The organism is Mycolicibacterium tokaiense, from assembly GCF_010725885.1.
GTDB classification, from domain to species: Bacteria; Actinomycetota; Actinomycetes; order Mycobacteriales; family Mycobacteriaceae; genus Mycobacterium; species Mycobacterium tokaiense.
This window is the reverse complement of the sequence record NZ_AP022600.1, coordinates 6,272,153-6,285,014: the sequence shown is the minus strand read 5'-3', so window position 1 is coordinate 6,285,014 and position 12,862 is coordinate 6,272,153. Positions and strand designations below refer to the sequence as shown.

Genomic DNA, 12,862 nt, shown 5'->3' with positions numbered 1-12,862 from the left:
ACTTAGTAGTTCTCACAGAGCACTGTGATGGGGGACACGACCACGCGAACTTCAGGAGGAACCGTGACGATGACGGTCATCGACGAGATCGAACGCGAACTCACCACACCGTCGCAGGCGCTGATCGAGGAGATCGCGACCCTGGATGGTGACATCACGGTGCTGGGGGTCGGCGGCAAGGTCGGTCCGAGCGTGGCGATCATGGCGCAGCGCGCCGTCGAGGCCGCCGGCGTCGACAAGTTGGTCTACGGCGTGGCCCGCTTCTCCGACCCGGCGGCCAAGGCCTCGCTGGAGCGTGCGGGCGTCACCGCCGTCACGGCCGACCTGACCGACGACCTCGAACTCGACGCCATCCCCGACGCCGCGAACGTCATCTACATGGCCGGCAACAAGTTCGGCACCGTCGGCAACGAGCACTTCACCTGGATGATGAACTCCTACCTGCCGGGGCGGGTGGCGCAGCGGTTCCGCGCGTCACGCATCGTGGTGTTCTCCACCCTGGTCACCTATCCGCTGGCCGACGTCGCCACCGGCGGCTCCCGCGAATCCGACCCGTCCGGCCCCGTCGGCGAGTACGCCGCCTCCTGCGTCGGCAGGGAGCGGATGTTCGAGCACTTCTCCCGCAAGCACGGCACGCCGGTGCTGCTGTTCCGGCTCGGATACTCCATCGAGACCCGCTACGGCGTGCTGCAGGAGATTGCGCAGGCGGTCCACGACGGCACCCCCATCCCCCTGGAGATGGGACACGCCAGCGTCATCTGGCAGCGCGATGTCGCCGAATACGCCCTGCGCTCGGTCACTTTGGCGACCAGCCCGCCGCGGGCGCTGAACATCACCGGCCCGGAGATCGTCTCCATCCGCTGGCTGGCCGAACGATTCGGCGAGCGGTTCGGACGTGCCCCCATCTTCGACGGCCAGGAGAGCGGAACCGCCTACGTCATGGACGGATCGGCGCTGCAGTCCGAATTCGGTTACCCCACAACCACAGTCCCGCAGATGATCGACACCGTGGCCGAATGGGTGGACGCGGCCAAGCCGCTGATCGGCAAACCCACCAAGTTCCAGCAGCGTCAGGGCGCGTTCTGATGACACTGACCAGGCCGGTCTTCGAATCGGTGGTCGGTGCCGGCGCCATGATCAACTGGATCACGGTGGCCCGGGAGAACCTGCCGATCTACGAGGACTGGTACAACTACCAGCACCTGCCGGAGCGGGTGTCCACCCCGGGGTTCCTGCGCGCCCGCCGCTTCAGTGCCACCGACCAGGCCGACAACAAGAGCTGCGACTTCCTCACCCTGTACGAAACCACCGACGTCAGTGTCCTGGCCTCCCCGGAATATCTGCGGCGCCTGGACAATCCGACCGACCTCACGCTCGAGGTGGTGCCGCTGTTCGCGGAATTCCGCCGGGCGGCCTGCCGGGTCACCGTGGCCCGCGGGCACGGTTCCGCCGGTCGGGTGGTCGCGCTGGAGATCGAGTCCGACGTCGATCCCGACCGTCTGCGCGATAAGCTCGGCGGCGACGTCTTCGGATCGCTGATCACCGAGCACCACCTGGTGGCGGCATCACTGTACGAGCCGGACCTCGCGGTCAGCGATGCGAAAAACGCCACCGCCGAGGGGCGATCTTCGGACCAGCAGCGGGCCGCCGCCAGCGTGATCCTCGCCGAGTTGCACACTGGTGCCGACGCAGCCCTGGTGGCCGACGAGCTGGTGGCACGCTCGGCCCAGGCCGGCGTCGTGATCCGGCCGGTGGCGCCGCATCGCGTCTTCACCCTCATCTACGAACTGCGTTCGACCTCACCCGACCAGGAGCCCGCATGCGGATAGCCAATCTCGATGACCGTCTCGTCCTGTTGTGTGACGGGGGCGCACTCGATGTCCACACCGCCAGCGGGGGCCGGTTCGGCCCCGATCCGCAGTCGGCGTTCGACGACTGGCCGGCCTTTCTGCAGTGGGCCCGCGGCGCACAGGGGCAGGCACGGCCCTTCGACGACGCCGACCTCGGCGCGCCGGTGCCCCGCCCTCGGCAGATCTTCGCCATCGGGTTGAACTACGTCCGCCACGCACACGAATCCAACCTGCCGATTCCCGAGCAGCCGATGGTCTTCACCAAATTCCAGAGCGCGGTCACCGGTCCGTCCGGGCGGATCGCCCTCACCGGTGACACGGTGGACTGGGAGGTGGAACTGGTCGCCGTCATCGGCACCCCCGCCCACCGGGTCGACGTCACCCAGGCATGGGACCATGTTGCGGGACTGACTGTGGGACAGGATCTTTCGGACCGCACCGTGCAGACCGCGGGCAGCCCGCCGCAATTCAGCATGGGCAAGTCCTTCCCCGGGTTCGCGCCCATCGGCCCCGCGCTGGTCACCATCGAGGAGTTCGCCGACCCCGACGATCTGCGGGTCAGCACCGACCTCAACGGCGTCACGGTCCAGGACTCCCGCACCTCCGACCTGGTGTTCAGCGTGCCGGAGCTCATCGCCTACCTCTCGAGCATCGTCACGCTGCTGCCCGGTGACCTCATCTTCACCGGCACCCCGGAGGGCGTGGGCCTGGGGCGCACACCCCCGAGCTATCTCGTCGACGGCGACACCATCGTCACCACCATCGAAGGCATCGGGTCGATGCGCCACGACATGTACGTCCCGGAACACCTGAATCAACCACATTCGCTTTCTGGCAAAGGTGCCTCATGACCAATTCCGTTGATGCCGGCCGAGTGTCACAGCTGACCGCGGCAACGGCGTACACCCCGCGCGAGCGCCGATTCGTGCTGATCTTCGCGGTGGTGGGCGCGCTCATCGAGAGCATGGAGCTCAACCTGCTGAGCTTCCCCATGTCGGACCTGGCCCAGTCGTTCGGTGTCACCAACCAGCAGGTGGTGGCGGCGATCACTGCCCAGAGTCTCGCGTCGATCGTGGGCGGCTTCCTGTTCGGCTGGATCGCTGACAGATTCGGGCGCAAACCGTCCTACATCCTGTTCACGGCGAGTTACTCGATCGCGGCGATCATCGGCAGCACGCTGTCGGATTTCGACACCTTCGTGGTCACCCGGGTGATCGCGGGCGTGGCCATGGGCGGAGCATTCGGGGTGCTGTTCGCCATGTTCGCCGAGAGCTGGAAGTCCCGTAAGCGTGGCTTCATGGGCTCGGTGCTGCAGGCCATGTTCATCGCGGGCCAGCTGCTCACGCAGATCATCCTGTTCACCACCATCTCCACCCTGGGCTCCGACGCGGGCTGGCGCATCGGGTTCGCCGTGATCGGCGTGGGCTGTCTGGCCATCGCCGTCGCCGCGTACTTCTGGCTCCCGGAATCCAAGCTGTGGCAGGCCAGCCGCACGATGCCCCACGGGCACGGCGTCGATCCGGGCCCCACCGCGGAGACCGATGACCTCCGCGGCAAGCGGCTGGCCTGGGGTGCGGTGTTCCTCACCATCTGCACCACCGGCGTGTTCGCCGCCAGCTACTCCTACATCACGTTCGCGCCGACCTTCCTGCGTCAGACCCTGGGGCTCTCGCTGGGCGTGTCGACGGTGGTGCTGACCATCGGCACGCTGCTGGGGATCGGCAGCTACATCGTGTTCGGCGCCCTCTCCGACCGGGTGGGTCGGCGCCGCTCCACCATGTACGCCTGCCTGGTCGGCGTGGCCGGCTTCGGTGCCTTCGCCCTGGGCAGCAACGGGTCGGTGACCGTCGGCGTCATCGCACTGGCCGGCACCGCGATCGGCTACGCCGGCTTCGGCGTGCTGGGGACCTGGATCTCGGAGTTCTACCCCACCCGCTTCCGTGCACTGGGCTCCAACGCCACCTATTACGTCGCCCGCGGGCTCGGTTCGGGCCTGTACCCGCTGTTCGCCCTCACCCTCGCCGGCGGCGATCTGCGCTTCGCACTGGCCCTGGGTGGTATCGGTGCGGCGCTGGGCTTGATTGGATGTCTGTTCGTACCCGACACCGCCGGCCGCACCATCACCGCACAGTGATGCCACACCCCAACGAAGGGACGGACGACATGACGCCCGACACGATGCGCGCAGCGGTCTGGACCGGTGACGGCCCCACTCTGCAGACCGAACAGATCCCGGTACCGCAGCCCAAGCAGGGCGAAGCCCTGGTCAAGGTGACCGCGTGCGGGGTCTGCCACACCGACCTGCACGTGATGAAAGGCGAGGTGGCGTTCCCCTCGCCGGCGGTGCTCGGCCACGAGATCTCCGGCACCGTGGTGGCGCTGGGGCCCGGCACCGACCCGGCCCGCGGCGTCGAGGTCGGAGCGACGGTGGTCGGGGCGTTCATCATGCCCTGCGGTGAATGCCGGCAGTGCCTGCGCGGGCGCGACGACATGTGTCTGCCGTTCTTCGCCGAGAACCGGCTCAAGGGTGCGCTCTACGACGGCACCACCCGCCTGCAGCGCAGCGACGGGACCCCGCTGGCGATGTACTCGATGGCCGGGCTGGCCGAATACAGCGTGGTCCCGGTGAACGCGCTGGCACCGCTGCGCGGCGAGGTCCCGGAGGCCCAGGCCGCCGTGCTGGGCTGCGCCTTCTTCACCGCCTACGGTGCCGTGCACCAGACCGCCGGGTTGCAGGCCGGGGAGACGGTGGCCGTGGTCGCCACCGGGGGAGTGGGGTCGGCCATCGTGCAACTGGCCCGCGCCGCCGGCGCCGAGACCGTCATCGCCGTCGATGTCAGTGACGAAAAGCTGGATGCGGCACGGAAACTGGGCGCTGACCACGTGGTCAACTCGGCGACGGGGGACGCGGTGGCCGCGGTGCGCGAGCTCACCGACGGCGCCGGGGTGGACGTCGCCTTCGAGGTGCTGGGGCGACAGCAGACCTTCGAGCAGGCGGTCAGGATGCTGACCGACGGCGGTCGAATGGTGGCGGTCGGCATCGCGGCGGGCCAGTCGAGTGCCAACATCGAGATCACTCCGCTGGTGCGTCGCGGCTACCGGATCCTGGGTTCGTTCGGGGGCCGCACCCGCCACGACCTGCCTGCTGTCATCGAGCTCGCCGCCACCGGCGTATTCTCGGTCCAGGACACCGTCACGCGGACCTACTCCCTCGAGACCGCGGGCGATGCCTTCGACGCGCTGGCCAGAGGGGAGATCCAGGGCCGCGCCGTCGTGACCATGAGCACCTGACATCCGGGGCGTCCATCTCTGCAGATCGAGCGGCCTAGGATGTTCGGCGAGCACCACCTGCAGACCAGAAAGGCACCACGTCAGCATGGCTGAGTTCATCTACACGATGAAGAAGGTCCGCAAGGCCCACGGCGACAAGGTCATCCTCGATGACGTCACCCTGAACTTTCTTCCTGGCGCCAAGATCGGCGTCGTCGGCCCCAACGGCGCCGGCAAGTCCAGCGTCCTGAAGATCATGGCGGGCACCGACAAGCCCAACAACGGTGACGCCTTCCTGGCCACCGGCGCCACGGTCGGCATCCTGATGCAGGAACCGCTGCTCGACGAGAGCAAGACGGTGCGCGAGAACGTCGAAGAGGGCGTGCCGATCAAGGGCAAGCTCAATCGGTACAACGAGGTGGCCGAACTGATGGCCACCGACTACACCGACGAGCTCATGGAAGAGATGGGTCAGCTCCAGGAGGAGCTGGACGCCGCCGACGCCTGGGACATCGACTCCCAGCTGGAGCAGGCCATGGACGCGCTGCGCTGCCCGCCGCCGGACGAGCCCGTCACCCACCTCTCCGGCGGTGAGAAGCGTCGTGTCGCGCTGTGCAAGCTGCTGCTGAGCAAGCCGGATCTGCTGCTCCTCGACGAGCCCACCAACCACCTGGACGCCGAGAGCGTGCTGTGGCTCGAGCAGCACCTGGCCTCCTACCCGGGCGCCATCCTGGCCGTCACCCACGACCGGTACTTCCTGGACAACGTGGCCGAATGGATCCTCGAACTCGACCGCGGCCGGGCCTACCCCTATGAGGGCAACTACTCCACCTACCTGGAGAAGAAGGCCGAACGCCTCGCGGTGCAGGGCAAGAAGGACCAGAAGCTGCAGAAGCGCCTCAAGGAGGAGCTGGCCTGGGTGCGTTCCGGCGCCAAGGCCCGCCAGGCCAAGAACAAGGCCCGCCTGACCCGGTACGAAGAGATGGTGACGGAGGCCGAGAAGACCAGGAAGCTCGACTTCGAGGAGATCCAGATCCCCACCGGCCCCCGGCTGGGCAACACGGTGGTCGAGGTCAGCCATCTCGACAAGGGCTTCGACGGCCGCATCCTGATCAAGGACCTGTCGTTCACGCTGCCCCGCAACGGCATCGTCGGCGTCATCGGCCCCAACGGTGTCGGCAAGACCACGCTGTTCAAGACCATCGTCGGCCTCGAGGAACCGGACAGCGGCACCGTCAAGGTGGGCGAGACGGTCAAGCTGTCCTATGTCGACCAGAGTCGCTCGCGCATCGATCCCAACAAGAACGTCTGGGAGGTCGTCTCCGACGGCCTGGACTACATCGAGGTCGGCCAGAACGAGGTGCCGTCGAGGGCCTACGTGTCCGCCTTCGGCTTCAAGGGCCCGGATCAGCAGAAGCCCGCCGGGGTGCTCTCCGGTGGTGAGCGCAACCGGCTGAACCTGGCACTGACCCTCAAAGAGGGCGGCAACCTGATCCTGCTGGACGAGCCCACCAACGACCTCGACGTCGAGACGCTGAGTTCGCTGGAGAACGCGCTGGAGAACTTCCCCGGCTGCGCTGTGGTGATCTCCCACGATCGCTGGTTCCTCGACCGCACCTGCACCCACATCCTGGCCTGGGAGGGTGACGAGGACAACGAGGCCAAGTGGTTCTGGTTCGAGGGCAACTTCGGCGGCTACGAGGAGAACAAGATCGAAAGACTCGGTGCCGAAGCAGCGCGTCCACACCGGGTTACCCACCGACGGCTGACACGCGACTAGTGTTGCCGCTGCGTGCCAATGGGGCCACGCAGCGACGTCAGGAGTGATCCAGCATGACGGTGAACCCGGGTGCCACAGAGAAGTCGGTGCTCTCCCCGGAACTGATGGCCAAGCTCAGCCAGGCCTACCAGGACACGTATCGCGGGCCGCACGGGGACGCCCCCGGCGCCGATACCGCTGACACCGGTCCCCTGCGCCAGGCAGGCACCGAGGACCATCTGGTCTCCGCCGCGTTGCTGGCAGCGCACGTCGCCCTGGCGCGCCGGCGGGCGCCGGGGCAGGTCGCCGTTGCCGTGCACGTCGGCGATGAGGACTTCGCTCCGGCGCTGCAGGTGGTCGCCGATCACGGTGGCATGCAGATGGATTCGGTGACACTGTTGTTGCACCGTCTCGGCGTCGCCTATACCGCGATCATGAATCCCGTGTTCGGGGTGCGCCGCGACGCCACCGGCGAGCTGGAGGACGTGGTGCCCGGCACCGGCGACGCCCCGGCTGAGACGTGGATCCACATCCAGTTGGCGGAGTCGGTGAACCGCGCCGCGCTCGACCAGGCTGTCGAGGCCCTGCCCCGCGTGCTCACCGACGCCCGTCAGGTGTCCCTGGACTCGGTCGCGATGGGCTCGGCGCTGCTGAGCCTGGCCGCCCTGCTGGACGCCGACGACTCGGGTCGCTTCTCCGGACCCGACCGCAGCGACGTCGCCGACCTGCTGCGCTGGCTGGCCGACAGCCACTTCGTGGTGCTCGGCTACCAGCGATGCCCGGTCAGCGACGGCCGCGCGTCGGTGGACACCTCGAGCCGACTCGGGGTGCTGAAGTTCCGTGAGGACGTGCTGCCGCAGCTCACCAGTGACGACGATCTGCTGGTGCTCGCGCAGGCCACGATCCCGAGCTATCTGCGCTACGGGACCTATCCTTACATCGTCGTGGTGCGGGAGAATGCCGGCGCCGGACACGCCGTCGAGCACCGCTTCGTGGGCCTGTTCACCGTTGCCGCGATGAGCGCCAACGTGCTGGAGATCCCCCTGGTGTCCAAGCGGGTTCACGCGGCGCTCGCGTTGGCCGAGCAGGATCCCGGCCACCCCGGGCAGCTGCTGATCGACGTCATCCAGACGGTCCCGCGCTCTGAGCTGTTCGCGCTGTCGGCCGAACAACTGCGCGACATGGCCGAGGCGGTCATCGATCTGGGGTCGCGGCGACGCAGCCTGCTGTTCGTGCGCGGAGATCAGCTGGGCCACTTCGTGTCCTGCCTGGTGTACCTGCCGCGAGACCGCTACACCACGGCGGTGCGGCTGGAGATGCAGGACATCCTGGTGCGCGAGTTCGGCGGCACCAGCATCGACTACTCGGCCCGGGTCAGCGAATCACCCTGGGCGCTGGTGCATTTCACGGTCAAGATGCCGCCGCAGACCGATCCGCAGACCATCGACGTCTCCGAGCCCAACGAGCGCCGCATCCAGCAGCTGCTGACCGAGGCCGCCCGCACCTGGGGTGACCGGCTCTTGGGGGCGGTGGCTCCCGGATCACCGGTCGCCCCGCTGGCCGAGCACTACTCCTCGGCGTTCTCCGAGGTCTACAAACAGGCCGTCACCCCGGTGGAGGCCATCGACGACATCGCCATCATCGAGGCGCTGGCCGAGAACACCGTCAAGCTGGTCTTCGAGGATGCCGGCGACGGCGGCAACGCCCGGCTGAAGTGGTACCTCGGCGGGCGCTCGGCGTCCCTGAGTGAGCTGCTGCCGATGTTGCAGAGCATGGGTGTCATCGTGCTCGACGAGCGGCCGTTCACCGTCACCCGGCCGGATGGACTTGCGGTCTGGATGTACCACTTCCGCATCTCGTCGCACCCCACCATCGCCCCGGCCGCCCCCGAGGATGTCGACGACGTGGCGCAGCGGTTTGCCGACACCCTCACCGCCATCTGGCACGGACGGGTGGAGATCGACCGGTTCAACGAGTTGGTGTTGCGCGCCGGCCTCACCTGGCAGCAGGTCACGATCATCCGCGCCTACGCGAAGTACCTGCGGCAGGCCGGTTTTCCCTACAGTCAGTCGCACATCGAGACGGTGGTCAACGGCAACGCCCTGACCACCCGCGCCCTGGTGCAGCTGTTCGAGGCGGTGTTCGACCCGGATCTGGCCGAAGCCGACCGCTCGCAGCGGGCTCAGCTGGCGGCCGCTGCGGTGGCGGCCGACATCGACGCGCTGGTGAGCCTGGACACCGACCGGGTGCTGCGGGCCTTCGCCTCGCTGGTGCAGGCCACGCTGCGTACCAACTACTTCGTGACCGACGAGAACTCGGCGCGCAGCAACGGTGTGCTGGCGGTGAAACTGAACCCCGGGCTGATCGACGAGCTTCCGCTGCCGCGCCCCAAGTTCGAGATCTTCGTGTACTCACCACGGGTGGAAGGTGTGCACCTGCGGTTCGGCTCCGTCGCCCGCGGAGGTCTGCGGTGGTCGGACCGACGTGAGGATTTCCGCACCGAGGTGCTGGGGCTGGTCAAGGCGCAGGCCGTGAAGAACGCGGTGATCGTGCCGGTGGGCGCCAAAGGCGGCTTCGTGGTGAAGAACCCGCCGCTGGGCAACGACCGGGAGGCGGTGCGCGCCGAAGGCGTGGCCTGCTACCGCTTGTTCATCTCCGGGCTGCTGGATGTCACCGACAACGTCGACCCCGCGTCGAAGGCCGTCACCCCGCCGCAGCGGGTGGTGCGCCGCGACGGCGACGACGCCTATCTGGTGGTGGCCGCCGACAAGGGCACCGCGACCTTCTCCGACATCGCCAACGACGTCGCCAAGTCCTACGGCTTCTGGCTGGGCGACGCCTTCGCCTCCGGCGGTTCGGTGGGCTACGACCACAAGGCCATGGGCATCACCGCCAAGGGCGCGTGGGAGAGTGTCAAACGGCACTTCCGGGAGATGGGCGTCGACACCCAGACCCAGGACTTCACTGTCGTCGGCATCGGCGACATGAGCGGTGACGTGTTCGGCAACGGAATGCTGCTCTCCGAACACATCCGGCTGGTGGCGGCCTTCAACCACATGCACATCTTCCTCGACCCCACCCCGGATGCGGCGACCAGTTTCACCGAGCGCAGACGGTTGTTCGACCTGCCGCGGTCCACCTGGGATGACTACGACACTTCGCTCATCTCAGCAGGCGGCGGCATCTACAGCCGCGAGCAGAAGTCGATCCCGATCACCCCGCAGGTGCGCGACGTGCTGGGTCTGGGCGCCGACGTGACCGACCTGACCCCACCGGCCCTGGTGAAGGCGATCCTGCAGGCTCCGGTGGACCTGCTGTGGAACGGCGGCATCGGCACCTACATCAAGGCCGAGAGCCAGTCCGACGCCGACGTCGGCGACCGCGCCAACGACCCGGTGCGGGTGAACGGGAATCAGGTGCGCGCCAAGGTGATCGGCGAAGGTGGCAACCTCGGTGTCACCTCCCTGGGACGGATCGAGTTCGACCTGGCCGGCGGGCGGATCAACACCGACGCCCTGGACAACTCGGCCGGGGTGGACTGCTCCGATCACGAGGTCAACATCAAGATCCTGGTGGATTCCCTGGTCACCCTCGGTGAGGTCCCCGAGGGGGAGCGCACGGGTCTGCTGGAGTCGATGACCGACGAGGTGGGCACCCTGGTGCTGGCCGACAATGCCGCCCAGAACGACTTGATGGGCACCAGTCGGGCCAACGCGGCCAGCCTGCTCAACGTGCACGCCCGACAGATCAAGGAGCTCGAGGAGACCCGGGGGCTGAACCGGGAACTGGAAGCGCTGCCGTCGGACAAGGAGATCCGGCGGCGCACCGAGCTGGGGCTGGGCCTCACCTCGCCTGAACTCGCAACGCTGATGGCCCACGTCAAACTGGCGCTCAAGGACGATGTGCTGGCCAGTGAACTGCCCGACCAGGACGTGTTCGCCTCCCGGTTGCCGTCGTACTTCCCGGCGCCGCTGCGGGAGAACTTCGCCGGTGAGATCCGCAATCATCAGTTGCGACGCGAGATCGTGACCACGATGCTGGTCAACGATCTGGTGGACACCGGCGGGATCAGCTACGCCTACCGCGTCACCGAGGACGTCGGCGTCGCCCCGGTGGACGCGGTGCGCACCTACGTCGCCACCGACGCGATCTTCCGCGTCGGCGACGTCTGGCGGCGGATCCGCGAAGCCAGCCTGGAAAACGATGTCCCCGTGCATATCTCGGACCGGATGACCCTGGATCTGCGACGACTGGTGGACCGCGCCGGCCGCTGGCTGCTCAACAACCGCCCGCAGCCGCTGGCGGTCGGTGCCGAGATCAACCGCTTTGCCACCAAGGTCGCTGCACTGACCCCGCGGATGCGGGACTGGCTGCGTGGTGACGACAAGGCGATCGTCACCAAGGAAGCCGCCGAGTTCGCCTCACACGGGGTGCCCGAGGACCTGGCTTACATGGTGTCCAGCGGTCTGTACCAGTACAGCCTGCTCGACATCATCGACGTCGCCGACATCGTCGACCGCGACGAGACCGAGGTGGCCGACACCTACTTCGCGCTGATGGATCACCTCGGCACCGACGGTCTGCTCACCTCGGTGTCCGGGCTGCCCCGTGATGACCGCTGGCATGCATTGGCGCGGTTGGCGATTCGCGACGACATCTACAGCTCGCTGCGGACGCTGACCCTCGATCTGCTGGCCGTCGGCGAACCCGACGAGAGCGGTGAGGAGAAGATCGCCGAGTGGCACCACACCAACGGTTCGCGGTTGGCGCGGGCGCGGCGCACCCTCGATGAGATCTACCGCGACGACGAGCGCGATCTGGCCACCCTGTCGGTGGCCGCGCGTCAGATCAGGAACATGACACGATCGGGGTCCTCGGCTTGACGTCAGGAAGTACGGAACGGTTCGTCACACCCGTCGGGGTGCGGTGGTCCGACATCGACATGTACCAGCACGTCAACCACGCCACCATGGTCACCATTCTGGAAGAGGCGCGGGTGCCGTTCCTGGCGCCGGCGTTCGGTCCCACCATCACCGAGGTGGGCCTGCTGATCGCCGAGGTCAAGGTGTCCTACAAAGGCCAACTGCGACTGGTCGATTCGCCGTTGCAGGTGACGATCTGGGTGAGCCGGTTGCGCGCCGTCGACTTCACCCTCGCCTACGAGGTGCGCTCGGTCGGCGCCGATCCGGATTCGCGGCCTGCCGTGATCGGGGAAACCCAGTTGGCGGCCTTCGACATCAAAGAACAGAAGCTGGTGCGGATGTCGCCGACGCACCGGGAGTACCTGGAGCGATGGGTTCGCTAGGCGAGCGCGGCCTGTGGCTGACCGACCCGGTGCACCGGGCCGATCTGACCAGGTTCGTCGAGCGCGCACAGACCCTCGACGACGCCGCCGTGATCCGGATCCGGGCCCGCTCCGACGGGCTGCTGGGGGCGTGGGTGGCCACCAACTTCGACGTGCTGGCGGGCCGCGCCATCGGCGGCACGGTGCGCCCGGACGACGTGTCGGCGGGTGCCGACGCCCTGCTGCGGGGGCTGGAATCGGTGGACGCCGCCGGCTTCGTGGACCCGGGGTGGGCGATGGACTCGTCGTGGCGCGGTGTGCTGCCGCCGGAGGCCGGGTTCGCCCATCTCGACGATGTGCCGGCCCGGGTGATGCTGGACCTGGCCCAGCGCGGGGTCACGCTGGCTCGCGAGCACGGCAGCGCGCAGGGGCCGCCGGTGTCGCTGCTGGATCAGGAGGTCATCAGCGTCAGCGCCGACGGGGTGAGCGTCGGGATCCCGATGCGCTGTGTGTTCGCGCTGACGGCCATGCGCTTCCTGCCGCAGTCCAGCAGCGGTGAAGGGGAGTTGGCGCCGGAGTCGGTGACCGCCGACGAGATCGTGCGGGTGCGGGTGCTGCCGGCGTGGCTGCGGATCGATGCCCGCTTCGGCTCGGTGTACCGCCGCCGCGGCGATCCGGCGCTGGTGCTGCGCTGAGCGC

9 protein-coding genes are annotated in these 12,862 nt (G+C 67.9%); all 9 read left to right on the top strand.

Translation table 11 applies throughout. The annotated features are described in order from the left end of the window. Positions 1 to 69: 69 nt before the first annotated feature. The 9 genes from G6N58_RS30195 (at position 70) to G6N58_RS30155 (ending at position 12,858) form a co-directional block, all read left to right on the top strand. Positions 70 to 1,086, top strand: a complete 1,017-nt coding sequence (locus tag G6N58_RS30195) for an NAD-dependent epimerase/dehydratase family protein (RefSeq protein WP_115281942.1) — start codon at positions 70 to 72, stop codon at positions 1,084 to 1,086. Then, positions 1,086 to 1,829, top strand: coding sequence for a DUF4286 family protein (locus tag G6N58_RS30190; protein ID WP_115280287.1), 744 nt, complete (start codon positions 1,086 to 1,088; stop codon positions 1,827 to 1,829). The genes G6N58_RS30195 and G6N58_RS30190 overlap by 1 nt, the downstream gene beginning before the upstream one ends. Continuing rightward, entirely contained in the window at positions 1,820 to 2,701 is an 882-nt protein-coding gene (locus G6N58_RS30185) for a fumarylacetoacetate hydrolase family protein (protein WP_115280288.1), read from the top strand. The genes G6N58_RS30190 and G6N58_RS30185 overlap by 10 nt, the downstream gene beginning before the upstream one ends. Next, on the top strand, positions 2,698 to 3,984 hold the full coding sequence (locus tag G6N58_RS30180) for an MFS transporter (protein ID WP_115280289.1): 1,287 nt from the start codon (positions 2,698 to 2,700) through the stop codon (positions 3,982 to 3,984). The genes G6N58_RS30185 and G6N58_RS30180 overlap by 4 nt, the downstream gene beginning before the upstream one ends. A 29-nt stretch (positions 3,985 to 4,013) precedes the next feature. After that, positions 4,014 to 5,141 carry a zinc-binding dehydrogenase gene (locus G6N58_RS30175; RefSeq protein ID WP_232068055.1) on the top strand — a complete coding sequence of 376 codons (1,128 nt, stop codon included), beginning with the start codon at positions 4,014 to 4,016 and terminating at the stop codon, positions 5,139 to 5,141. An 85-nt stretch (positions 5,142 to 5,226) separates the two neighbouring features. Next, positions 5,227 to 6,900 (top strand): energy-dependent translational throttle protein EttA, encoded by a 1,674-nt coding sequence (ettA, locus tag G6N58_RS30170; protein WP_115280290.1) that lies wholly within the window; start codon positions 5,227 to 5,229, stop codon positions 6,898 to 6,900. 53 nt (positions 6,901 to 6,953) lie between these two features. Next, positions 6,954 to 11,762 carry an NAD-glutamate dehydrogenase gene (locus G6N58_RS30165; RefSeq protein ID WP_163908565.1) on the top strand — a complete coding sequence of 1,603 codons (4,809 nt, stop codon included), beginning with the start codon at positions 6,954 to 6,956 and terminating at the stop codon, positions 11,760 to 11,762. After that, the gene (locus G6N58_RS30160; RefSeq protein ID WP_115280291.1) at positions 11,759 to 12,184 is read left to right on the top strand and encodes an acyl-CoA thioesterase; all 426 of its coding nucleotides are present in this window, start codon (positions 11,759 to 11,761) and stop codon (positions 12,182 to 12,184) included. Before G6N58_RS30165 ends, G6N58_RS30160 begins: the two co-directional genes overlap by 4 nt. After that, on the top strand, positions 12,172 to 12,858 hold the full coding sequence (locus tag G6N58_RS30155; RefSeq protein WP_115280292.1) for a DUF8010 domain-containing protein: 687 nt from the start codon (positions 12,172 to 12,174) through the stop codon (positions 12,856 to 12,858). The genes G6N58_RS30160 and G6N58_RS30155 overlap by 13 nt, the downstream gene beginning before the upstream one ends. The last annotated feature ends 4 nt before the right edge of the window (positions 12,859 to 12,862 follow it).